Origin of the sequence: Lentzea cavernae, assembly GCF_014653695.1 — a bacterium.
GTDB classification, from domain to species: domain Bacteria; phylum Actinomycetota; class Actinomycetes; order Mycobacteriales; family Pseudonocardiaceae; genus Lentzea; species Lentzea cavernae.
On the sequence record NZ_BNAR01000006.1, the window covers coordinates 180791 to 204018 of the forward strand.

At 72.7% G+C, this 23228-nt stretch carries 16 protein-coding genes; 8 read left to right on the plus strand and 8 right to left on the minus strand.

The window, feature by feature from the left end:
* Nucleotides 1-6 precede the first annotated feature (6 nt).
* Nucleotides 7-582, minus strand: coding sequence for a hypothetical protein (locus IE307_RS21220; RefSeq protein WP_191300211.1), 576 nt, complete (start codon nucleotides 580-582; stop codon nucleotides 7-9).
* A complete protein-coding gene (locus tag IE307_RS21225) occupies nucleotides 579-1166 on the minus strand; it encodes a hypothetical protein (RefSeq protein ID WP_191300213.1) in 588 nt (195 codons plus the stop codon). The genes IE307_RS21220 and IE307_RS21225 overlap by 4 nt, the downstream gene beginning before the upstream one ends.
* A 138-nt stretch (nucleotides 1167-1304) precedes the next feature.
* Between IE307_RS21225 and eccD the strand changes: the two genes are divergently transcribed.
* Both eccD and eccB read left to right on the plus strand, forming a co-directional pair.
* A complete protein-coding gene (gene eccD, locus IE307_RS21230) occupies nucleotides 1305-2687 on the plus strand; it encodes a type VII secretion integral membrane protein EccD (RefSeq protein WP_191300215.1) in 1383 nt (460 codons plus the stop codon).
* 1 nt (nucleotide 2688) lies between these two features.
* On the plus strand, nucleotides 2689-4092 hold the full coding sequence (gene eccB, locus IE307_RS21235; protein WP_191300217.1) for a type VII secretion protein EccB: 1404 nt from the start codon (nucleotides 2689-2691) through the stop codon (nucleotides 4090-4092).
* Between the two features lie 44 nt (nucleotides 4093-4136).
* On the opposite strand, the gene IE307_RS21240 is transcribed toward eccB, so the two are convergent.
* From IE307_RS21240 to eccCa, 3 genes are read right to left on the minus strand one after another with little or no spacing between them, the layout of a single operon-like run.
* Nucleotides 4137-5672 (minus strand): hypothetical protein, encoded by a 1536-nt coding sequence (locus IE307_RS21240; RefSeq protein ID WP_191300914.1) that lies wholly within the window; start codon nucleotides 5670-5672, stop codon nucleotides 4137-4139.
* A 14-nt stretch (nucleotides 5673-5686) separates the two neighbouring features.
* A complete protein-coding gene (locus IE307_RS21245; protein WP_191300219.1) occupies nucleotides 5687-5983 on the minus strand; it encodes a hypothetical protein in 297 nt (98 codons plus the stop codon).
* A gap of 36 nt (nucleotides 5984-6019) precedes the next feature.
* Nucleotides 6020-9994: a type VII secretion protein EccCa gene (eccCa, locus tag IE307_RS21250; protein ID WP_191300221.1), complete on the minus strand. Its 3975-nt coding sequence runs from the start codon at nucleotides 9992-9994 to the stop codon at nucleotides 6020-6022.
* 148 nt (nucleotides 9995-10142) lie between these two features.
* On the opposite strand from eccCa, the gene IE307_RS21255 reads away from it, so the two are divergent.
* Nucleotides 10143-10442 (plus strand): hypothetical protein, encoded by a 300-nt coding sequence (locus IE307_RS21255; protein WP_191300223.1) that lies wholly within the window; start codon nucleotides 10143-10145, stop codon nucleotides 10440-10442.
* A gap of 30 nt (nucleotides 10443-10472) precedes the next feature.
* Nucleotides 10473-10775: a hypothetical protein gene (locus IE307_RS21260; protein ID WP_191300225.1), complete on the plus strand. Its 303-nt coding sequence runs from the start codon at nucleotides 10473-10475 to the stop codon at nucleotides 10773-10775.
* Between the two features lie 48 nt (nucleotides 10776-10823).
* On the opposite strand, the gene mycP is transcribed toward IE307_RS21260, so the two are convergent.
* A complete protein-coding gene (gene mycP / locus IE307_RS21265; RefSeq protein WP_191300227.1) occupies nucleotides 10824-12077 on the minus strand; it encodes a type VII secretion-associated serine protease mycosin in 1254 nt (417 codons plus the stop codon).
* 122 nt (nucleotides 12078-12199) lie between these two features.
* Here mycP and IE307_RS21270 point away from each other — a divergent pair, with 122 nt between their 5' ends.
* From IE307_RS21270 to IE307_RS21285, 4 genes are read left to right on the plus strand one after another with little or no spacing between them, the layout of a single operon-like run.
* Nucleotides 12200-12586, plus strand: coding sequence for a YbaB/EbfC family nucleoid-associated protein (locus IE307_RS21270; RefSeq protein WP_191300229.1), 387 nt, complete (start codon nucleotides 12200-12202; stop codon nucleotides 12584-12586).
* Nucleotides 12583-12918, plus strand: a complete 336-nt coding sequence (locus tag IE307_RS21275; protein ID WP_191300231.1) for a hypothetical protein — start codon at nucleotides 12583-12585, stop codon at nucleotides 12916-12918. Before IE307_RS21270 ends, IE307_RS21275 begins: the two co-directional genes overlap by 4 nt.
* A gap of 12 nt (nucleotides 12919-12930) precedes the next feature.
* Nucleotides 12931-20073 (plus strand): WXG100-like domain-containing protein, encoded by a 7143-nt coding sequence (locus IE307_RS21280; RefSeq protein ID WP_191300233.1) that lies wholly within the window; start codon nucleotides 12931-12933, stop codon nucleotides 20071-20073.
* Nucleotides 20070-20441, plus strand: coding sequence for a hypothetical protein (locus IE307_RS21285; RefSeq protein ID WP_191300235.1), 372 nt, complete (start codon nucleotides 20070-20072; stop codon nucleotides 20439-20441). The genes IE307_RS21280 and IE307_RS21285 overlap by 4 nt, the downstream gene beginning before the upstream one ends.
* Before the next feature lie 4 nt (nucleotides 20442-20445).
* Here the strand turns inward: IE307_RS21285 and IE307_RS21290 are convergent, their stop codons facing one another.
* A complete protein-coding gene (locus IE307_RS21290) occupies nucleotides 20446-22104 on the minus strand; it encodes a protein kinase domain-containing protein (RefSeq protein ID WP_191300237.1) in 1659 nt (552 codons plus the stop codon).
* Between the two features lie 78 nt (nucleotides 22105-22182).
* Entirely contained in the window at nucleotides 22183-23163 is a 981-nt protein-coding gene (locus tag IE307_RS21295) for an AAA family ATPase (protein ID WP_373306024.1), read from the minus strand.
* Between the last annotated feature and the right edge of the window lie 65 nt (nucleotides 23164-23228).

The following is a 23228-nucleotide window of genomic DNA, read 5'->3' on the forward strand; positions in this document are numbered from 1 at the left end:
CCAGTATCAGTACAGTCGCTGGTGGGCACGGCTGAGCACGTCCAGGTAGCCGCATCCGCCCGCCAGCACCGGCCGCAGGTCTCGCAGCACGCCGCCGAGATGGTCCTGAGCGCTCACCGGTTCGTCGGCGACCGCCGCCCGGACCTCGCAGGTGTGCCAGAGGCTCGGGGCGAGGTGTCCCCACTGCCACAGCTCGTAGCCGCTCTCGTCGAGCACCGCGACCGGCGGGAGGCCGGGCAGACCGACGGCGAACCGGTCCGGGTGCAGCTCCGAGTTCCCCAGGCCGACCAGCAACGGCATCAGCCGGTGGGTCTGCGCGAAGGCGACCTCGTTGCCGGCGACGAGGACGCCGATCCCGGTCAGCTTGTCGGTGGCGGCCCGTGCGTCGGGCAGTTCGGCCTTCTCCGCCAGTGCGAGCAGGTCCTCCACCGTCCACTCCGGACTGCCCGCGACGCCGTGTGCCAGCACCCACACGCCGAACTCGGCTTCGCTCATGCTCTGGTGCGTCTGCCCCACACGCACGAGGTGATGGCCCTCCGGGTGCCGTTCGCCGACGTAGTGGCCGACGGGGTAGACGTTCATCGGACACCTTCGACCAGCACGTCGAAGAACGCCATCCTGGTCGCGAGCAGGAGCGGGACCGACTCCAGCGCTCCCGCGAGCACCTGGTCCGGGTCCGTCTGCGTCGCGTCGGTGACACCGGCGCCCGTGGCGGCGGCCGCCGTCTCCCGGCAGGCCTCCCCCAGGTCCGGCGCCAGGTGCGCCCACTGCCACAGGTCGTACAGCGCACCGGTCATCGTGACGACCGGCTGGTCGAGCAACCCCACCGAGAACGACCACGGTTCCTCGGCCGTGGCGCCCAATCCCAGCGCAAGTGGCAGCAGCCGGTGCCGTGCGGCGAACTCGGCCGCCGGGTGCGGGGACGCGAGCAGGCGCCGGGCCAGCAGACCGGACACGACGTCGTCGCCGTGCTCGTCGCGCAACGACTCGGTGGTCTCGGGCCGCACCAGCCCGTCCTCGTCCGCGACGCCGTGCGCCGCGCTCCACGCCGCGTGCTCGGCGTCGTTCAGCTCGAACACCTCGATCCCTGCGCGCACCTGCCGGACGTGCCCGCCGGCCCCGTGCAGGGCGCCGAGATCGTGGCCCACCGGGAGAATTTCGTGCACGGTCGCCTCCTTGTCGTGTCCGCTAGCTGCCGGGCCCGTTCCCCGAACGTCCCGTCGCGGTGAGCCTAGGTACGTCCATCGCACCGGTAGCTCCGTCGGCAGGTTGCTGCCGCCGGAGGACGAACCCAGGAAGACCACATGAACACCATTGGCCTTGTGCGGCTGACGGTCGCGGCTCCCGACCGTCGCATCGACCTCGCGCTGCCGGAACGGGTGCCGCTCGCCGAACTGCTGCCCGGCCTGCTGGCGCACGCGGGTGACGCGCTCGCCGACGCCGGGACGGGCGTCGGCGGCTGGGTGCTGCGCCACGCGGACGGCACGACGCTCGACCCCGCGAGAACGCTGGCGGCCCACCAGGTGCGCGACGGAGAGGTGCTGCACCTGACGCCCGCGCAGACCGACTGGCCCGAGTTGGAGTACGACGACCTGGTCGACGCGATCGCGAGCGGGTCCGCGCGCACCGGTGGAACGTGGACACCGCGGCACACCCGGTTCGGCGGTCTCGCCGCGGGCGGGCTCGGCGCCGTGCTCGGGCTCGTCGCGGTGCTGCGGTCGGGACCTCCGTGGCCCCAGGCCGCACTGTGGTCGCTGGTCGCCGCCGCGGTGCTGGTGTGCGCCGGCGTGCTGCTGGCCAGGGCCGGTGGGGACGCCGGGCTGGGCGCGGCCGCCGGGGCGGTGGCGCTGCTGTTCGCGTTCACGGGCGGTGGGCTGGTGTTCGCGGGCGACCGGGCGTTGCCGGACCTCGGCGCGCCCCACCTGCTGACCGCCTGCGCGGCTCTCCTGCTCACCGCGGTGGTCGCGCTGGCCGGGGTGGCCGACCGGGCGGCGCTGTTCGTGGGCGCCGTGACGGCCGGCACGCTGGGGGTGCTGGGCTCCTGGCTCGCGACGTCGGACTCGTACGCGGGACACGAGGCGGCCGCGCTCGTCGCCGGATGCGGCCTCGTGGTCTCCCCGCTGTGCGCGTCGCTGTCGATCAAACTGGCGCGGGTGCCGTTGCCGGTGCTGCCCCGCGACGCCGCCGACCTGCTGCGCGAGAGTCCCCGACCGCCTCGGGCGGTGGTGTACGCGGCGGTGGTGCGGGCGGACGCGTTGCTCACCGGCATGATCGGCGGGCTCGCCCTCGCGGTCGTCTTCTGCTTCGTGCTGCTGATCCGCAGCGACAGCACGGCAGCGCTGGTGCTGGTGATCGTGCTGACGCTCGGGTTCCTGCTGCGGGCCCGGCTCTACCCGATCCTGCGGCAGCGGGCGGCCCTGCTGACGGCCGGTCTCGCCGGCGCGGCGTGCCTCGCCCTGTGGCCGTTGATGTCCGACCGGAGCATGTTGCTGCCGATGGCGGTGCCGGTGCTGCTGGTGGCGGGCGCGATCGCCGTTGCCCTCGGGGTCGTGCACAGCACGCGGGAACCCAGCCCGTACCTCGGCCGGTACGCCGAGATATTGGAGGTCCTGGTGGTGCTGGCCGTCGTGCCGGTGCTGTGCTCCGTGCTCGGCCTCTACGGCTACCTGCGCGGGCTGGGGGGCTGACATGGCGTCGAAGCACGACCAGCTGCACGCGCACCAGTTCTCGGCCCAGCGCGTCACGTCCGCGCTGGTGACCAGGGAGACCGATCCCGAGCAGCCGCCGTTCCGCAGGCCGGGCAACGCCGTGTTCGGCGGCATCGCGATCGCGGTGATCGCGCTGGCCGGGGCCGGCGTGTACGGGATCATCAACCCCGGCGGCAACCTGGCCTGGCAGGACGGCAGGTCGGTGATCGTCGAGAAGGAGACCGGCACCAGGTACGTGTACGTGGACCAGCGGCTGCACCCCGTTATGAACTACGCGTCGGCGTTGCTGGCGATGGACCAGCACGCTCCGACGCTGTCCGTGTCGCGCGACTCGCTGTCCGGCGTGCCGCGCGGCCCTCGCATCGGCATCCCGGACGCGCCGGACTCGTTGCCGGGCCCGGACTCGTTGCTCACCGACGGCTGGACGCTGTGCTCGCAGCCGGAAGCCGACCAGGCGGGCACGGTCACGCCGAGGTCCGCGCTCCTGGTGGGCCGGCAGTCGCAGGGTGGCGTCCCCCTGGGGGAGGAGGCGGTGCTGGCCGACGTCCAGGAGACCGGCGCGCGTTACCTGGTGCACAAGGGATACCGGCACCTCATCGACAAGGCGGACGTGCCGGCCGTCGGCATCGCCCTCGGCGCGACCCCTCCCGTCCGGGTGGCGCCCGCGGTGATCGAGGCGATCCCCCAGGGCGCGAGCCTCGGCCCGATCCCGGTGGCGGACATGGGAAAGCCCGCCGGGTTCGGGTCCTACCTGGCCGGTCAGCTCCTCGCCGTGACCACCTCCAGCGGCGTGCGGCACCACCTGGCCGAGACCGGCAGGCTGCGGCCGATCACCGAACTGCAGTTCGACATCCAGCGCGCACACCAGATGACAGCGGCCGCCTACCCCGGCGCGGAGCCGAAAGCGCTGCCGATGGGCCTGAGCGAGGCGGGCACCACCCCGCAAATGCCGCTCGCCGCGCCGAAAGCGGGCGATCCTCCGTCGGTGCGGCCGGAGTTCGCGCGCGGCGGCGACACCTCGACCCTGTGCCTGACCTTCGGTGCGGGCGCGAGCGTCCCCTCGGTGACGCTGGACCCGCCGATGCCCCGGATCGATCCGCTGACCTCGACACCGCGGCAGACCGACCGCGGCGCCGTGCTGGCCGACCGCGTCCTGGTCCCCGCCGGGCACGCCGCGCTGGTGGAGGCGGTGGCCACCCCGGACGCGCCCAGGGGCACGTTCCTGGTGGTGACCGACCAGGGCCTCGCCTTCCCCCTGGCCGAACCGAAGGTGGTGGAGGTGCTGGGTTTCGCGGGCGCGAAGCCCGTCCGGATGCCGGCCGGTCTGGTGTCGAGGATCCCGTCGGGTTCGGGCCTGGGCCACGACGCCGCACTGCGCCGCTGACGCCAAAAGGCCGGAAGTCCTCTGAGGACTTCCGGCCTTTGGTGTCAGTGCAGGCGGCGTGCCCTGGTCGTGCGGCCGTCGGCAGAGCCCCACTGGTCGACTCGCCACAGGTCCTCGTCCACGACCTGTGCGGCCGGTGGCGCCAGCGGTTCCGACGGCCTGCGGTCACGCACCACGAACGAGCCCGTGTCGGCCTTGCCCGCCTTGCCGCTGAGCATCGACGGCAGGCCTGGAGTGCTGCCGTCCCTGCGCTTCGTGCGGCTGTTGCCCCGCCGTGGCGAGGCACCGGAACCGGGGCCGTTGCCCGCGCCGGTGCCCGCTCCCATGCCCGCGCCGCCCATCGGCGGCATGATCGGCACGCCGCCCGCCCCCGCCGGTCCGGTGCCAGCGGACCCGAGGTGAGGCGCGTTCGGGGACAGGGCGTTCGGGACCGGGCCGTTCGGAACCGCGTTCGCCGGCGCGCCGAAGGACATGGCTGCGGGGAGTGACGAGTTCGCGCTGGTCAGGCCACCGATGCCGCCGCCAGGGCCGACACCCGGCACCCGTGCGCCGCCCACACCCCCCACGCCGCCGCTGATGCCGTTGACGCCACCGGTGCCCGGTCGTGCGGGCGAGCCGGGACCGGCGCCCGGGATCATCGGCGGGATGAGCGACGGGCCTCCCGGCAGGCTCGGTGGCGGGAGGGCCGGCAGAGTCGGCGCCGGGATCGGCGGCGCGCTGACCCCGCCACCGCTGAGCGACGGGCCTTCGGCCGCCACGCCACCGGATCCCGCACCACCGGACCCCGCACCGCCGGATCCCACACCACCAGCCCCAGCACCACCAGCCCCAGCGCCACCGGGCCCAGCGCCACCGGCTCCCGCTTCGGGACCTCCGGCCGTGGCTGCTTCCGCACCCCCTGCTGGATCTCCTGCCGCGCCTCCTCCCACACCCCCTGCCGCATCCCCCGCCGCCGCCAGGTCAGGACCGGCGGCGGCAGCCAGGTTCTGCACTCCGCCCTGGCCGGCGGCTCCCCCCGGGCCCCCCGCAGGACCGCCGGCACCAGGACCGCCGGGGCCGGGTGCGCCGTCCAGCGACTGGAAGCTGGGGCCGCCCCGGATCTTCTGCAGGGTCGCGTCGACGTCGCGGAAGTACCCGGCCAGCACGTTCAACGCCTCGCCGGCCTTGATCCGGAACGGCGTCTCGATGTCCTCCAGGGTGGTCTTCGCGCTCTGCGCGGTGTTCAGCGCCTCGTTGTACGCCTCGACCTGGATCCGGACGGCGTCGAACGTGGGCATGAGGGAGTCGGCGACCAGCTTGATCTTGGCTGACGCCTGTGCGCCGGTGACCCGGTCGCTCCAGTCCGCCAGGATCGTCTGCGCGTTCTCCGACCGCGTCAGCAACTGCTCGCCGGCGGCGTCCTGGTCCCACTTCGCCGCGGTGATCTTGTTGGTCTCGGCCTTGAAGGCGTCCCGGACGGCCGGAAGCTCCTTCTCCGCCTGGGCCCACATCTCCGCCTTCTTGCCGAGCGTCGCCTCGTTGCGCATCTCGGCGCTGATGGTCAGAGCCTGCTGCCTCAACGGCATGGTCCTGTAGTCCATGTGATCGCCCCCTTTTACTGGCTGACCACGCCGTCGATGACCAGCGCGCTCTCGTTGTCGGCACCCACGTAGTTGTTCGTGCCCGCGATCGCGGTGAGCTCGCACGACTTCATGAAGTCGTTGGCGCCGCGGACCATGTCCTGGAGTTGCTGGCTCACGACGCCGTCGGTGCCCGCGCACTGGACGGATTCCTCCATCGTGCCCTGCATTCGCCCGCCGGCGTCCATGACGTTGAGGTTCGCCGCCTTGTAGGTGGCCATCATCCACGGGTCCATCGAGATCTCGTCCACGCCCGCGCCCTCGTCCACCACGTCTCCTCCTCCATTTTCCTTGGTGTGCCGGGAAAGTCACTCCGCGGGCGGCACCCACGCGAGCTGCACGAGCTGCGTGTCACCCCGCCTGGTGATCAGCTTGCCGCGACCGGGTGGCAGCGGTTCCGCCTTCACACCGGCGAGGAGCTGGCCCTCGTCCTTGCTGCCGGACAACAACAATCCGATCGAGCCGACGTCGCGCATCCTCGCGAGGAACGGCTCGTAGAGCGCCCGGCCCGCGCCACCGGTGCGCCGGGTGACCACGACGTGCAGGCCGATGTCGCGGCCTTGTGCGAGGTGCTCCAAGAGCGGCAGCAACGGGTTGTTCATCGACGTGGTGACGAGGTCGTAGTCGTCCACCAGGACGAACAGCTCGGGGCCGGTCCACCAGTTGCGCTTGCGCAGCTGCTCCGGTGTCACGTCCGGGCCCGGAAGTCGCTGGCTCATCGCGTAGGCGGTCGTCCCGACGAGTTTCGCCGTGGTCGCGGTGTCGGTGCCGTAGCCGGCGAGGTGGGTCTTCGGCACCTCGCCGAGCAGGCCGCGGCGGTGGTCGACCAGCAGCACGCGCGCCTGCTCCGGCGTGTACGTGTCGGCGATCCGGCGGGCCAGCGTGCGCAGGAACGTCGTCTTGCCGGAGTCCGCGTCGCCGAGCAGCATCAGGTGGGCGTCGGCGGCGAAGTCCAGCCGCACCGGCTCGAGGTCCCGCTCGGCGATGCCGACCGCCAGCCGATGTCGTTGGGGCTCATCGGATCCCGGCAACGCCAGGTAGGGCAGGCGGTGCGGCAGCATCCGCACGGCCGGGGCCGAATCGCCCGGCCAGGCCGCCCGCACCGCGCCGACCAGCGCGGCCACCCCGCTCGCGAGGTCCTCGGACGTGCCGCCGTCGAGCCGGGGCAACGCGGTGAGGACCTGGTGCTTGGTCGAGCACAACCCCCTGCCCGGCGCGTTCTCCGGCACGCGCGCGGCGCCCATGCGGTCGATCGCCGTGTCGACGGGGTCGCCCAGCCGGAGTTCGAGCCTGCTGCCGAACAGGTCGCGCACCGCCATCCGCAGGTCGAACCAGCGCGCGGTCGTCGCGACCAGGTGCACGCCGTACGCCAGGCCGCGCGCCGCGATGCTCGCGACGATGTCCTCCTGGTCCTCGAAGTCCTTGCGCAGACTCGCCCAGCCGTCGACGACCAGGAACACGTCGCCGTGCGGATCGTCCGTGATCGTGCCGTTCGCGCGCAGCACGCGGTAGGCGGGCATGCCGTCGACGTCGAGTTCGGAGAAGCGGCGTTCGCGTTCGGCCAGCACCGACGCGACCTCGGCGATCGTGCGGCGGACGGCGGCGACGTTCTGCCGGTTCGCCACCCCGCCGACGTGCGGCAGGTCGCGCAGCGAGGCGAGGGAACCGCCGCCGAAGTCCAGGCAGTAGAACTGCACCTCGCGCGGAGTCCGGGTGAGCGCGAGGCCCGCGATCAACGACCGCACCGCCGTGCTCTTGCCCGACTGCGGGCCTCCGGTGATCACCGCGTGCCCGGCGGATCCGGACAGGTCGAACACGAGCGGGTCGCGGCGCTGGTCCAGCGGCCGGTCCACCACGCCGAACACGGCGCGCACCCCTCCGGCGAATCCAGGGTCGGCGGGTCGCAGCCCCCGTTCCGGATCGACGACCAGCTCGCCGAACAGCTCGTCCAGCGTCGGCGCGCGGTCCAGCGGCGGCAGCCACACCTGGTGCGCGGGGGTGCCGCGACCGGCGAACCGGTCGACCAGGATGTCCAGCAGGCTCTCCCCCACACCGGCGTCGCCCTCGTCGCCAGGCCGCTCGGACGACGGTTCCCCCTCGGCTGCCGGCGCGTGGTAGGCGGTCGAGTACTCGTTGAGTCCCAACGGTTGTGCGGTCCCGGACGCGGTCGAGCCGGCCTGGTCGGCACGGTGGACACCGGACACGTACGCGGAACGGAACCGCGTCATCGGCTCGTCGCCGTAGCGCAGGAAACCGTGGCCGGGCGCGCGGGGCAGCGAGAACGCGTCGGAGACGCCGAGTACCGTCCGGCTGTCCATGTCGGAGAACGTGCGCAACCCGATCCGGTAGGACAGGTGCGCGTCCAGGCCTCGCAGCCTGCCCTCCTCGAGCCGCTGGCTGGCGAGCAGCAGGTGCACGCCGAGCGCGCGGCCGATCCTGCCGATCTGCACGAAGTTGTCGATGAAGTCCGGGCGGGCGGACAGCAGTTCGGAGAACTCGTCGCACACCACGAACAGGGTCGGCACCTCGGGCAGCGGGGCGCCGGCGGCGCGGGCCTTCTCGTAGTCCCGCAACGACGCGAAGTTGCCCGCCGCGCGGAGCAGTTCCTGACGCCGCAACAGTTCTCCGTTGATCGCGTCCGACATGCGGTCGACCAGCGGCAGCTCGTCGGCGAGATTGGTGATCACCGCGCTGGTGTGCGGCAGGCGGTCGAGGCGCGCGAACGTGGCGCCGCCCTTGAAGTCGATCAGGGTGAAGTTCAGCGAGCTCGGCGGGTGGGTCACCGCGAGGGCGAGCACCAGCGTGCGCAGCAGCTCGCTCTTGCCGGACCCGGTCGCCCCGATCAGCAGGCCGTGCGGGCCCATGCCGTCCTGCGCGGACTCCTTGAGGTCCAGCTCGATCGGGGTGCCGTCGGGCCGGATGCCGAACCGCACGCGCAGCCGGTCCCTGCTCGGCCGCGGCACCCAGGTGTCCGCGGGGTCGAACGCGTACGGGTCGCCCAGGTCGAGCAGTTCCTCCAGGCCCAGCTCGGAGCTCAACGGCTGCTCGCCGTGCCCGCCTTCGGTGAGCCGCAACGGCGCGAGCTGCCTCGCGAGCGCCTCGGCGCTCTCCACCGGCAGACCGTCCGCACGACCGAGGTCCGCTTCGCCCTCGGCGCCGCAGATGCGCAGCGCGCCGTCGTCGTCGACGTCGAGCACCACGGTCGAGGGGTCGGGCATCCTCGGCGCCGGTGACGTCAGGTCGATCACCGTGGCACCCTCGACGCCCGCGCCCGCCAGCAGGTGGTCCGACCCCGCCGTCACGCCACCGTCGACGACCACGACCAGGTGCGGCCCGCCGACCCTGGTGACCTCGTCGTCCGGGTCGAACCTCGGCCGGTCGGCCAGCAGGTCGTCGAGCATCGCCTCCAGCATCGTGACGGTCGGGGCGACCAGCCGCAGCGGGCCGAGCGCGTCGGTGCGCTCCGGGTGCAGCGCGTGCGGCAACCACTTCAGCCACTCCCACCGCGGACGCCGTTCCGGGCTCACGCACACGGCGATCCGCAGGTCGTCCGGCGACTGCAGGACGGCGAGCTGGGCGATCATGGCGCGCACCAGGCCGGCCGCCGGCGCGCCGAGCACGTGCACGCGGCTGAAACCGTTGACCGCCATGGCGAGCGGCAGGTCGGGGACCTCGGAGTGCGTGGTGATGAACTGGCGCAGCGCCAGGGCGGACAACGGTTCCAGCTGTTCGAGCGGCTTGGTGTCCGGAGTGATCAGCGTGGTGGCGAGGTTCTGCCGGCCGAGGCCGATCCGGACCACGCCGAAGTCGTCGTCGCCCCGGCGGCGTTCCCAGAGCCGGAAGCTGTCCGCGACGGACCACAGCGTGGCCGGGTCGGGGTGCAGGTACCAGAGCGCGGTGCGCTGCCGCCTGGCCGCCCGGCCGACGCGCACCCGGTGCTGGGAGAGCCCGCGCAGGTAGAGCCTGCGGGCGTTGCCCATCTCCCGCTTGCTCGGTCCGCCGCCGTTGAGGAACGCGACGCCGACCATGGCGAGCATGGCGAACCCGAAGAGCCCCATGGTGACGTAGCGGATCGTGCCGGACGAGCCCAGCTGACCGAAGCTGCCGCTGAACATCAGCACCATCGCGGCCATCATCAGCACCATCGGCAACGCCATCAGCACCTGCGTCCACTGCCGTCCCGCGGGCGGCGGGATCTCCGGCGGAGCGTCGAGGACGAGCTCCCCCTCCGGCATCTCCGGCGACGGCCGCCGCGCCGGCCTGTGCACCACCACCGTCGCCACGACGACCTCCCCCGACCGAGCGCTGTTCGCCTCGATGGTGGCCGTTGCCGGCGGGAGCGCGCGGCCGTTGGCATCAACGTGCCAGCGCCACCTCCGGCGGGCACGGCCGCTCTAGCGTCGGTGCCCAGGCAGACCTGAGGAGGAGTCGATGCAGGAAATCAACGGCCATGCGATCGCGATGGGTCAGGCGGCGGCCCATCAGGACGACACGAACGCCGACATGGAGATGATCAGGCGTGATCTGGACGAGGTCTCCCTCGCGGCACAGGCCGTGTGGGGCGGTCAGGCCAAGGCCGCGTTCGCGGGCGTGGCCTCGCTGATCGACGGCAACCAGACGACGAACCGCGTCGACGGCGAGGACATCGCCGAGCAGACGCGCTACTCCCAGGCGAACTACATCGGCGGCGACGCCGACAGCGCCGACCTGCTCAAGACCCTGCTGGCCTGACCCGGAAGCCGCACGAAACGAGGATTTCCCATGGCTTACAACGATCCCGACTCCATCGCGGTGAAGTTCGCCGAGCTGCAGAACCTCCGCGCGTCGATCGCGAAGGCACGCGCGAACCTGACGTCGGTCCGGGAGAGGCAGAGCGGCTACACGCGCAACACGGAGAACCAGAACTGGGACGACGAGGCGTTCCGGGCGAAGTTCACCCGTCACCAGCGAGCCGACCAGGTCACCCAGTCGATCGAGGAGAAGCTCAACGAGACGGAACGCGCGATCGACGTGACCGAGCAGAACCTGATGGGCGCGGTCCAGCGTTCCATGGGAGCGTTCTGACCCGTCCCGCGAGCAGCCCCGAGTCCACATCGGATTCGGGGCTTCCGGCTACCCGTTGACGGGGAACAGGAAGACCTCGTCCGGCGTCTCCGCGCGAGTGGCCCTGGGCGACGCAGGCGTGACCCTGCCCGGCGCCCACCGGCGACGGCGGCCACGCGGCACGGCCCAGCACGCCACCGCCGCGACCACGACGCCCAGCAGCACCAGGCCCGCCGCCGCTTTCGCCGCCCCGCCAGCCCGGTCCCACCACGCGGCCTCGCGCACCCCGGCCGGGTCCGGCGGGGCGGGCACGACGGCGGGCAGCGCCTGCGGCCGGTCGCCGGTGAGCGCCTCCGTCACCGCGCGGTACGGGTCCACCACTCCGGCGCCGTACTCGGCACTGCCCCGGCCTCCCCTGGCCGGGGCCGCGGTCGCGAGGATCCGCGTGGCGACCTGCGCGGCGGAGAGCTCCGGCCGGGCGGAGCGCACCAGTGCCGCGACACCCGCGACCACCGGGGCGGCGAAACTCGTGCCCTGCCAGTGGTCGTGGCCGCTCGGTCCGGCCGCCGCGACCACGTTCTCGCCGGGGGCGACCAGGTCCACGTACGTGCCGATCTGCGAATCGGACGAGCGGGCGCCCTCGACGTCGATCGAGCCGACGCCGAGCACACCGTCGTACGAGGCGGGGTAGGACGCCACCATGCCCAGCTTCGCCCGGTTGCCCACCGCCGCGACCACCAGCACGTCCTTGCCCTGCGCGTACCCGATCGCGGCGCGGACGGCGGGGTAGTCGCCGTAACCGGACAGCGACAGGTTGATCACCTTGGAACCCTCGTCCGCGGCGAACCGGATGCCGTTCGCGACCGCGTCGGGGTTGATCGGGATCGGGTCGCCGCTGTCGGAGAACTCGCGTTCGGTGATCCGCACCGGGAGCACGCGCGCGTCCGGTGCCAGACCGCGGAACCCGACTCCGGGCGCCGGCGCGGCGGCGATGATCGAGGCGACCGCCGTGCCGTGCGACACGCAGCCGAAGTCGCCCCGCCCGTTGCCGGGGAGCACCAGATCCCTGCCGGGCAGGACCTTTCCGCGCAGCTGCGGGTGGTCGGCGTTCACGCCGGAGTCGATCACGGCGACCGTGATCCCGGCTCCGGTGCTGTGCGACCACGCCTGTTTGACGTCGAGCAACTGTTGGGCCCAGGGCATCTGCGTGATGACCTCGTGAGCGGGGTCGGCGTTCCGGCAGGCGCCGTCCGGCGGCGCGGCCAGGGCGGGAGCGGGTCCGGCCACCGCGGCCGCGACCAGCATGACGGCAACAGGTCTCATGCCACCACATCCTGCGGCGATCGGCCGTGCCGCCGCGTGACGTGGCCGGAACAGGCCAGCCCGCTGGTTCCCCGTCCGTTGATCGTCATCCTGAACGTACTGGGAGACAAGGGGAAACCGCCATGAACCGTTCGGACACCGACCTGACCGGGAGGCTCGCCGAGTACGCGCGGCTCGCGGGCAGGCTCCGCCGCGTGCAGGACGGGATCACGGACGTCCGCGCGACCGCGGACTCCGACGACGGTCTCGTCCACGCAGTCGTCGGTGGCCGCGGCGAGCTGCTGGAGCTGGAACTCGACCAGAGGATCTTCCGCGAGCAGGACGCGGCGACGCTGGCGCGCAAGATCGTCGAGACGGTCCGGGACGCGGCGGCCGAGGCGGAGCGGGACGCGGCCGGAATCGCGGAGAAGCTGATGCCCCAGCAAAAACCGGGTGCCGCCGCGGACTCGATGTTCGGCCCGGTGCTGAGCATGCTCGACGAGGGCCCGCAGACCTGGAGCCGTCGGTGAACGGTGAGGGCGGCGTCGACGTCGACGGCGCCGGCATCGACATGTTCCCCGGCCGCGCCGCGCCGATCATGGCGGATCTGACCAAGTCCGCGGCGGACGTGAAGATCGGCTGGGAGCAGGCGATCGGGAGGATCGCGGGCCTGGACTCCCAGCTCGGCAACGGACCGCTCGGACGACCGATGGTCCAGCAGTACAACGACGGCGTGAAGCAGGTCCGCGAGGGCGGCGTCGACCTGGTCCAGCCCCAGGCGGTGCAGCTCGCCGCGCACGGCACCAAGGCGGTTCCGGACTACGTGGCCGCGGACATCGACTCCGCGGACGAGTTCCACTGAGAGCGGCCCGCCATGGCGATGCCGGAACCGCAGGACGACTTCGGCTTCTGGGAGTCCATCAAGGACAAGTCGGTCGACACGCTGTGGCCGCCGGACAGCGAGTACGTGGCGTGGGAGCTGGCCGACGCGTGGGTCGAGGCGGCGGTCCTGATGGAGAACGCCGCGAAGGCGTGGGGAACGGCCGGAACGCGGCTGCCGAGCGCGTGGATCGACGTCGCGGGCGTCCAGTTCACGAACGCCGTCAACTCGATGCCCGCCAACTACGAGAACCTCGCCGCGAACATGCGGCTGCTCGCGGACGGCGCCAGGTCCTACGGTGACCAGATCCGTGAGGTGCGGCTCTCCATCCTGTGGGAGATCACGGTCAACATCGGGCTGTTCGTCGCTCTGAGCTGGATTCCCGGCGGCGGCTTCCTCGCCGCCGCGTTGTCCCGGGCGGTCGCGGGCAGGATCACCGCGATGATCACCGGGGCGGCCGGTCGGATCGCCGCGGGGTTCGCCAAGCTCGGTGTCGAGGTCGCCAAGGAGTCGTTCGACGAGGCGTTCAACAACACGGCCACGCAGGTGACCAGCCTCCTGATGGGCACCCGCGACGAGTTCAACGCCGACGAACTGCGCGACGCCACGGTCACCGGCGGCGTGGGCGGCGTTCTGGGCGAGGGATTCGGCAAGGCGGTGAAGCTCGGCGGCGCCGCTGCCCGCGGGCTGGTGCCCTCGCTCCCGGCCGCACCCGCCAGTGGCCTCGCGCGCAACCTCAACGCGGGCCTGGGTTCCGGGGTGAACAACGCGGTCACTTCCCCCGCCGCCGGGTACATCGTCGAGAACTGGGGCAATCTCGCGGCGCTCACCGACCTGAGCGGCTACGGCCAGAAGATCTCGGAGGGCGGTCTCGCCGCCGCTCTCTCGGGAGCGCCGCGCTCGATGGTGATCGACGCCGTGCAGCAGCGGAACCCCGGGCACGAGGCCCAGGCCACCGCCCTCGCGGATCGGCTCGTCGGCAACCCGCCCCCGCAGGCGGGGGAAGGGCCGGGCAACGGCGACCTGTCGGGCGGACCGGGCGCGGACCCGCCTCCCCCGCCGGACCGGCAGACCCCAGCGGACCCGGCGACCACGCCGGACCGGCAGAGCGCGGCGAACCCGTCGCCTCCGCCGGACCAGCAGACCCCAGCGGACCCGACGTCCACTCAGGACCGGCAGGCCGCGGCGAACCCGTCGGCCACTCCGGACCAGCAGGGCACGGCGAACCCGTCGGCCACTCCGGACCAGCAGGGCACGGCGAACCCGTCGACCACTCCGGACCCGTCGACCTCGCCGGACCGGCAGAGCGCGGCGGACGCGGTGGCAGCGCCGGACGGATCGACGGAGTCCGGATCCACTGCGGAGAGTTCGTCCGAGACGGACAGCACCACCGCCCCGCCGGGTGGCCGCGGGGCCGATGCGGAGACGGGCGGCCGCACGACGAACCACGGCCCGTTGCGCAGCGACAGCTCGCCCACCGAACTGCCACCCGGTGAACACGAACGCCGGGCCGCTCCCGCTTCCGCTGAGGAGCAGAATTCTTCGGCACCGCAGCACGCGTCGAGCGACGAGACGACCGCTCGGCCGGCTTCCGCCGACGTGGTCGAGTCAGTGGAGAATCCCGGCACCGCAACGGATGCGCCTGCGGCTCCGGCGCAGGAAGCCGCCGAGCACGAGGCAGCGTCCACTGTGGAGCCCGCCCGGGAAGCGCAACAGCAGGACGGGCAGGCGCAGGAAACACCGATCGCACCCGCCTCGGTGGCGCCGGTGCAGGGAGCTCCCGCCCAGTCAGGACCCGCGCACTCGTCGTCGACCGGTTCGACGACATCCGGCCAGGCGGCCACGCCCACCGCGAACCCGCCTGGTGCGACGACGAAGGCGCCGACGAGGTCGGGCCCGGTGGAGCAGGACGAGAACGCCGAGGTACACCCGGCCGCGGAGAACTCCGCTCCAGAGCGGACGTCTCAGGAACAGGCCACCCCTGACCAGGCCGGCCCGGAGCAGTCACCGCCGGCCCAGGACGCCGCCACACCCCACCAGGTCACCCCCGGCCCGGCGGGCGCGGTCCTGGCCGCGGCCGCCGTGACGCCGTCCGCACCGGAACCGCAGGCCGCCGAGCCCAGGTCCGCCCCCGCCCACACCGCGGTCACCGCCGCTCCCCCGGCTCCCGCCCCCAGCGGGGACGTCGAGTCCGGCCCGCTGCCGCCTCCCCAGGCGCAACCGCACAGCCTCGGCGCGTTCAAGAACGGGCTGCGCCGCGACGGGTCCGGTCGCATCACCCACATCGCCGGCAGGGCGGTGCGGGAGAAGCTGCGTGAGCTCGCGCACCAGCGGGCCGCGCTCTACGACGAACTGCGCAAGCAGCCAGGAGGCCCGCTGGGCAGGGACCAGACCGGCGGCGTCGTCGCGCTGGTCATGGACATGCGGACCGGCGAGGTCTTCGAGTCGACCAACGGCACCAACCCCTCGGTGGTCCTCAAGAGGTTCGTGCCGCCGATCAGGGCCCGGATCATGGCGATGTTCCACGACCCGGCCCGGTTCGGCGGGAACACCGTCAACGGGCGGACCACCCCCCAGCGGCGTTTCAAGGGCTTCGACTCGCCGTTCCGGCACGCCGAGGTGCGTGCCGCCGACGCCGCCCTCACCAAGAACCCCGCCGCACGGCTCGACGACCTGGCCGCCGACGTGGTCTGGGCGGGGGCGAAGGGCAAGAAGCCCCTGTCGCCGGCCGCCTTCTGCCCCAACTGCTCGGAGATCCTGCACGACGTCCGCAGCAACGGCGGGAAGACGGTCCACCACCCGGAGGAGGGCACGGTGGACGGCCCGACCGGCTGGGAGGGCGACACCAACAACGCACAGCACCGCGCTCCCACGCCACGGCTGCGCGGCTCCGGCGACGCGGTCCCGGCACGATCACCGCGGACGTACCCCGTCGGCGCGGTGCCGCACTCCCGGTTCCACGCGAACCGCGCTGCCACGCCACACCTGTCGCGCGTGCGGGCACACGTGCGGCAGGCCATGGAACACATCGGGCGCAGCGCGGGCATGGCCGAGGTCCAGCCGCTCGGCGGTGCCCGCTACCTCGTCACCCGGCCGGACGGCTCGACGTTCGTCGTCCTGGTCGTCGCCGGGGAGACCAGGGGCGAGAACCCGGCGGAGGTGGTGGTCCCGGCGAAGGGGACGCCGGTCGTCCGGATCTCGCAACGGGCCGAGCAGCTCATCATCGCCAGGGCGGTGTCCGGCGCGCTCGCACAGCTGTCCGAACGGCTCGCGGGCAACCAGGCCGAGGACCTGCTCACCGCCGAACGGCATCCCGGCAGCCACGTCGAGCTGTCCGCCGCCGACCACGGCAGGCTGGCCGAGGTCCGCACCCTCGCACGAGAACACCGCGAGGCCTCCGCGTTCTCGCGGCGGCGACGGCTGATCGCGGCCGAGATGCGCGCGCTGGTCGAACACCTCGGGCTGCACGCGGACGCCCCGTCCGGGCCGCAGCGCCAGGTGCTCACCGATCCCGGCGTCCGCGCGGTCCTGGCCAGGCACGCCGCCGCCGGCTCGCGCCGGCCCAGTTGGGCGGGTGAGCCGACCGGGGAGCCGCAGGGACGCGCGTTCCTGGCCCATCTGGCGTCGGAGGCGATGCCCGGCACCGGCGCCGCGGTCGCACTGCTCGGGGGAGGTCAGCCGATGCTCGCACTCGGGGTGGGCGCGGTCACCGCCGGCGCGAGCGTCACCAGCACGCTCGTCAAGCGCTGGTACGGCAAGCGGGACAGGGCGCTGTCCCGGGAGGGGCACAGGTTCCTCGCGGCCCGGCGCGCCCACGAGGCGGCCGTGCGCCGCGCGGAACTGCTCACCCCGTTGCTCGCCAGGGCCAGGTCGACCGGGATCGACCTCACCGAGGCAGGACCGCCGGAACCGGGGCCCTCCGACGAACGCCCTCCCGACCACCAGCCGTACGGACCGCGTCTGGTCAACAGGGGCCTGCCGCCGATGGCGGGCGGTGGGGCCGCCGGTCTCGCGACGCTCGCCGGGCTCGAGTTCCGCTACGCGGCGGCCTACCTGGGGATCGCCGGGCTGGCCGTCACGTTCGGGCCGCTGCTCGAACGGCTGCTGAAGTCGAGGACGACGAGCCAGGAGTGGTCGCGGTTCGACGAGGCGGGACGGGCGATCGAGGCCAGGGCGGCGAAGTTCGACGAGGCCTTCGTCGCGAAGCTGCACGCGTTGATGGACCGCCTCGACCGGCTGGCGGGCTCCGCGCCGACCGGTTCCCCGGAGACGGCGCGTCCTGTCGCGGACGCCGAGTCGCACGACGCCGCGCTGCACCGCTTCCTCGCGAGTTCCGCGCCGAACTCGGCCGTCGACGCCGCCAGGGGTGGTGCGGACGCGACGGCCAGGGTCGGCGACGCGGCGTCCGACGCCCTGCTCAACGGCGGCGTCCGCACCGCGCTGGGCGTGCTGATCGCCGCCTTCCTCGACCGGAGTTCGCTGCGCGACGAGCAGCAGGAGCTGATCAACCGGTTCGAGTTCGACAAGGCGGCCAAGCTCGCCGAGCAGGTCGCGCTGGAGCAGGCAGCGCTGGACGCGCTGCTCGGCGAGGTCGACGGTCACCTCACCGCGGCCGAAGCGGCACAACAGCTGCGGGACGCGCTGCCGGGCGTGCGACAGGACCGGCGCGGGCGTCCGACCGGCTACCGCAGCTGGCGTGCGACCCGCAAGTGGGACCTCAAGCGGGCTACCGCGACCCAGGCCGTGGTGGTCGGCAGCGCTCTGGCGTTCGACCAGGGCGCGGCCACGATGATCGTCGGCGGAGCGGCGGCCGCGATGCTGGCGGCGAGCTTCGTGGTCAAGTACCTGTTCCGCCGGGCCGAGGTGCTCGCCTCGGGCGAGCTGGCGCTGGCCGACCGCGCGGAGGAACAGGCGGCCGAAGCCGCGGAAACCTTGGCACTGCACGAGTTCATCCAGCGGTTCATGGCCAGGGAGGTGCTGGCGGCCACGGGAGCACCGGTGGATCCGCTGCCCGCGCCCCCTCAGGTGCCGAAGATCCTCCGCAAGCGGGATCGGCGTTTTCCCGACCACATCGAGGCGTTGACCGCGCACGAACGCGAACGGATGTTGCGCGAGCCACGGCCGTGGTCGTTGCTCGGTTCCCGGCTTGCCGCGTTGAACCGCATCGACCGGATGACGGCGCGCGTGCGGGAGTTCGCCGCGCACGAAAGACACACAGGGCAAAGCGCTCCTCTCTCAAGGGCGTTCACGGACCTCTCGGCGTTGTGGACCGCCTACCAGCAACTCGTCCAGCACGGCACACCGATGCCGACCGACCACGAGCTGCGCACGAACAGCCGGCTGCGCTCCGGCGCTGAGGCGACGGAGAACGTTCTCCCCCAACGACTTCAAGAGATCCTCGACGAGAGCACGGTCACCCCGGCCGGGCGCGCCTTCTACCCCGGCGACGACGAGATGCTGGCCGACGCGAGCCAGGTGCCGCCGCAACCCGGTTCCTACACGATCGACGTGCACGGCAACGCGACGTCGGTCCGGTTCGGCACCGAACGGCTCACCGCCGACGACCTGGCGGCGCTCATCGAGGCCGATCCGAACTGGCACGGCGAGCCGATCAGGTTGATCGCGTGCAACACCGGGCACGAGGACAACGGTTTCGCGCAGCAACTCGCCACCCGGCTCGGTGTCCCCGTCACCGCACCCTCGGACTACGCCGGGACGTTCGCGGACGGCACCCCGTTCGCCTCGACCGCGCACGTCGACGAGAGCGGCACGCTGGTGCCGAAGATCCCGCCGGACGGCGTGTGGCGGACCTTCCAGCCACAGCTCAGCCTCAGCAAGCCCGTCGTAGAGCTCAAGCCTCGCATCGAGAACAACTACACACCGGCGCCCGCCGAGCACGAGCCGGCCGAACCCCCGGTCATCGGGATCTCCGAGCTGCCTCCCGCACGCGTCGGCCCGCACCGCGTCGGCATCTTCACCGAAGGACTGCGCCGCGACGACGCCGGCCTGATCACGCACGTCGGCGGTGTCCCCGTCCGGCTCGCCCTGCGCGAGCTCACCGTCGAACGCGCGAAGCTGTACTGGTCCCCGGACAACGCCGGGTTGCGCAAGGACCTCAAGGACCGGTACCGGGACCTGAACCGCGAGTTGCAGTCCCAGGGCATGTGGCCGGGGCGGGAAGAGGTCCGGCACGAGATGAGGCTCGTCCTCAAGAGGCTCGAGGACCTGGACGCGATGGAGAAGGCCCTGTCGAGGAAGTCCACGGGTGGCTGCCTAGCCCTCCAGATGGACCTCGTCACCGGTGAGGTCTTCGAGTCCACGAACGGCCGAGAGGGCCGCAAGATCATCTGGCACAAGTTCCAGGCCCAGATCAGGATGCGCATCGACGCGATCCGCCGTTCCGCGCCGCACGGGTATCCGGGGCCGGAGTACCGGGGTGACGACGCCCAGGAGAAGCGCAGGTTCCCCGGCTACGACGCACCGCACCGGCACGCCGAGGTGCGCGCGGCCGACGCCGCACTGGCGGCGCGGCCTGATGCGAGACTCTCCGACCTCGCCGCCGACATCGTCTTCCTGAAGGCCGGCTACCCCGAGGCCTCGTGCTGTCCCAACTGCTCCGCAATCCTGCACGACGTCCGGACGAACCTGCCCAAGCGCCACTACGACCCGGAGACCGACAGGTCCTCGCTGGGGACCACCACCGGATGGGAGGGTCACGGCGAGAACGACACCCCTCGCCGGTTGCGCGGTGACCCGGCGGAACCCGGCCCCGCGAAGCCCGACGTGCGGCCGGACCTGTTCCTGCCCGACGACGAGGAGGTCCGGTTCGGGGAGCCGCGGCCGTTGTACAGCGGCGACGACCGGCTGTGGCCCGACGAGCTGGCCGACCTCGTCACGTCCAGTCCGGAGTGGACGGAGCAGCCCGTCCGGCTGGCCGTGCTCGACGGGCAGCTCGACGCCGAGTTCCTCCGGCGGTTCGCCGCCATGGTCGGCGTCGAGGTGCGGGTGCCGGAGGAGTCGGTGACCGAGGGGTTCCTGGCGTGTTCGTCGGGCACCCTGGTGATCACGCACGATCCCGCGCCGCCACCGGACGGCGGGTGGCGGACCCTGGAGCCGAGGACCGAGGAGATGTCATGAGGATCGCCCGGCTGTTCGACGGCAGGGATGCCGGTGGCGACCTGGTGTTCGCTCCCGGCCGCGCCCGGATCGGGGATCCGGCCCAGCGCGCGCTGATCGCGGGTTTCCTGAGGTCCGGCAAGATGATCGCGCGAGTCACGGCACTGGACCCCGACCGGCTGGACCCGGCCCGCCCGGAGGCCGTGCCGCTGTCCACCCTCACCGACGGCGTCTGGATCTGGAGCGCGGGGCTGCGGTACTACGTCGAGGTCCACGGGATCGCGCCGGAGCCCGATTTCATCGCGCACATGGCGGCCTGCGGCTATCAGGCCGATGAACCTGCCGAGAGCGCGTGGCGTGAAGCGCTCGCCGTGCTGCGCGCCCGGTGACACGTCACTTGCGGCAGACCGCGCCGCGGATGGCCTTCGGCGCGCTCTCGTAGAGCTGGTTGCCGTCGGTGGCGCGGATGAGGAAGCAGTACTTGCGGCCGGGTTCGACCGGCACCGTGAACGTCAGGTTGCGATGCGCCACCAGGGTCCTGGTCTGCTCGCCCTCCCCCGCGACCACGACACCGAACTCGAGCGTCGCGGTGCTGGTCCAGGAGAGCTCCACCTCGTCGTCGCGGTCGACGGGATCCGCCAGCTCCAGGCCGACGGCGCGCGCTGTGGGGATGTCCTGCGCCGACGACGGGGGCGGCGGCCCCGAGGCGGGCTCTCCGCCGACCGGCATCAGGTAGATCCCGACCAGCACCGCCAGACCGGCGAGCAGCACGCCGCCGGCGATGAGCTCGTAACGCACACCGCGCCGGCGTGGACGCGTGCCCGCGGTGTCGAAGACCACGGCCGCCGGGGGCGGGGCGAACGGCGGCGGCTCGAAGCCGTGGAACCCTCCCGCGAGCTGCGACCGCGGGACTGGAGGCGCTGGCGTGCCGCCGAAGTCGTCGAACTCCTCGTGCCCGGCCGGGTCGGCGGGCGTCGCCTGCTGGGCGAAGTCGTCGAACTCCCCCGGCTCCGCGACCGGGGCGGGCGGGACGTCCGGCACCGGAACGGGCGGAGGCTGCTCGTCGACCGGTGGCGCGGGCAACGGCGGCATCACGATCGGCTCCGGCGGTGACGAAACCGGGCTCGACACGGACAACGGCGGCATCACAATGGGTTCCGGTGGTGATGGCACCGGACTCGGCACGGGCAACGACGGCATCACAATGGGTTCTGGCGGTGGCATCGAGATCGGCGCGGGCAGCACCGCGACCGGTGGGGCGGCCGGCACCATCGCCGCCAGCTGCGCCGCCACCGCCGCCGCGTCCACCGGGCGGTGCGCCGGGTCGATCGCCAGCAGCCGTCCGACCACAGTGGACAGCGCGACCGGCACGTCGGGGCGGGAGATCGCCGGCACCGGGGTGCGCAGCACCCGCAGCACGCGCTCGCTCTCCGGCTCGCCGAGCCGGCCGGGGTGCGGCGAGTTGCCGGTCAGCGCGAAGTAAAGCACGGCGCCGAGACCGTAGAGGTCGGTGCGCTCGTCCAGGACGCTGGTGCGCAACGCCTCCGGCGGCAGGAACTCGATGACGTGCAACGGGTCGCGGGGAAACGCGTGCCGCAGCGTCACTCCGAAGTCTGCGACCAGCGGTTCGCCGGTGTGGCGGAACAGCACGTTGTGCGGGCTGACGCCCCCGTGCACGACATCCGCGGCGTGCGCGGCGGCGAGGCCCGACGCGATCGCCTGGCCCAGCAGGGCGACGTCACCGGCGGGCAGCGGACCGGCCCGGCCGACGAGCGTCGCCAGCGACTGCGCGCACAGCTCCATCCGCAGCGCGTGCCTGCCGCCGGACAACGTCTCGACGCCGTCCACCCGCAGGACGCAGGGATGCGCGGGGAGTGCGGAGCGTTCCCGCTCGAACGCCGCCAGGGTGCGCTTGCCGAAGCTCTTGGGAAAGACCTTGAGCGCCACGGGAACGCCGTCGTGCAGTCCTGAGTAGACGGTGGCGACCGGACCGTCGCCGACCACGTCGCCCGGGATCGTCGCCATGCTCATCCTCGCCGCCACCGCAGTCATGCCCGTCATGGTCCGCCGGCCCGTTGCCGCCGGGTACCGCACGGCCGGAACCGGCCAGTTCCGTCCACAGCGGACGGATTACGCCGCCGTGTGACCCGGTACCGGCGCCGGCGTGATGGCCAGCACCTCGTTCACCACGTCGGCGGCGTCGCGCTGGTTCAGCTCCGCCTCCGAGGTGAGGATCAACCGGTGCGCCAGCACCGCCTGCGCGACCTGCTTGATGTCGTCCGGCGTCACGAACCCGCGCCCGTGGGTGGCCGCCAGCGCCTGGCCCGCCCGCACCAGCGCGATGCTGCCGCGCGGGCTGGCCCCGCAGCGCAACGCCACGTGCTCGCGCGTGGCCGCGGCCAGCCTCGCGGCGTACTCCACCACCGCCGGGTCGAGGTGCGCCGCCCGCACCTCCAGCACCGCCGCCTGCAGCATGGCCGTGTCGACGACGGGCGACAACTCGTCCGGGCTGACGTCGGCGCAGTCGCTCATGATCACCAGCACCTCGGTGGCGAGGTCGGGGTACCCCACGGACAACCGCATCAGGAAGCGGTCGAGCTGGGCCTCGGGCAGCCGGTAGGTGCCCTCCATCTCGATCGGGTTCTGCGTCGCCACGACCAGGAACGGCCGCGGCACCTCGTGCCGGACCGAGTCGACCGTGACCGTGCGCTCCGACATCACCTCGAGCAGCGCCGACTGGGTCTTCGGCGTGCCCCGGTTGATCTCGTCGGCGAGCACCACGTTGGCGAAGATCGCGCCGGGGTGGAACTCGAACTCCTCGGCCTTCTGGTGGTAGACCTGCACTCCGGTGATGTCGCCCGGCAGCAGGTCCGGCGTGAACTGGATGCGGCTCCAGCTCCCGCCGATGCTGCGCGCCAGGCACTTCGCGAGCGTCGTCTTGCCGAGCCCCGGAACGTCCTCGATCAGCAGGTGCCCCTGCGCGAGCATCGCCGCGATCGCCAGCCGCACCAGTTCGGGCTTGCCGCGCAGCACGGTCTGCACGTTGTCCGAGATGAGCCGGTAGACCTCCCCCGCGGTCGACACGCCCACCCCACCATCCACTGCGCTCACCGATTACCCCCTCCTCGCCGAGCGAGAGTAGCGCCGCGGGTACAGAAAAAGTCCATTGCGCCGTA

What these genes read in the sequence shown, in the direction of transcription:
- mycP (WP_191300227.1), bottom strand. Translation starts at nt 12,077, where the DNA reads ATGAGACCTGTTGCCGTCATGCTGGTCGCGGCCGCGGTGGCCGGACCC.
- eccD (WP_191300215.1), top strand. Translation starts at nt 1,305, where the DNA reads ATGAACACCATTGGCCTTGTGCGGCTGACGGTCGCGGCTCCCGACCGT.
- IE307_RS21240 (WP_191300914.1), bottom strand. Translation starts at nt 5,672, where the DNA reads ATGGACTACAGGACCATGCCGTTGAGGCAGCAGGCTCTGACCATCAGC.
- IE307_RS21220 (WP_191300211.1), bottom strand. Translation starts at nt 582, where the DNA reads ATGAACGTCTACCCCGTCGGCCACTACGTCGGCGAACGGCACCCGGAG.
- eccB (WP_191300217.1), top strand. Translation starts at nt 2,689, where the DNA reads ATGGCGTCGAAGCACGACCAGCTGCACGCGCACCAGTTCTCGGCCCAG.
- IE307_RS21270 (WP_191300229.1), top strand. Translation starts at nt 12,200, where the DNA reads ATGAACCGTTCGGACACCGACCTGACCGGGAGGCTCGCCGAGTACGCG.
- IE307_RS21260 (WP_191300225.1), top strand. Translation starts at nt 10,473, where the DNA reads ATGGCTTACAACGATCCCGACTCCATCGCGGTGAAGTTCGCCGAGCTG.
- IE307_RS21290 (WP_191300237.1), bottom strand. Translation starts at nt 22,104, where the DNA reads ATGACTGCGGTGGCGGCGAGGATGAGCATGGCGACGATCCCGGGCGAC.
- IE307_RS21255 (WP_191300223.1), top strand. Translation starts at nt 10,143, where the DNA reads ATGCAGGAAATCAACGGCCATGCGATCGCGATGGGTCAGGCGGCGGCC.
- IE307_RS21280 (WP_191300233.1), top strand. Translation starts at nt 12,931, where the DNA reads ATGGCGATGCCGGAACCGCAGGACGACTTCGGCTTCTGGGAGTCCATC.
- IE307_RS21285 (WP_191300235.1), top strand. Translation starts at nt 20,070, where the DNA reads ATGAGGATCGCCCGGCTGTTCGACGGCAGGGATGCCGGTGGCGACCTG.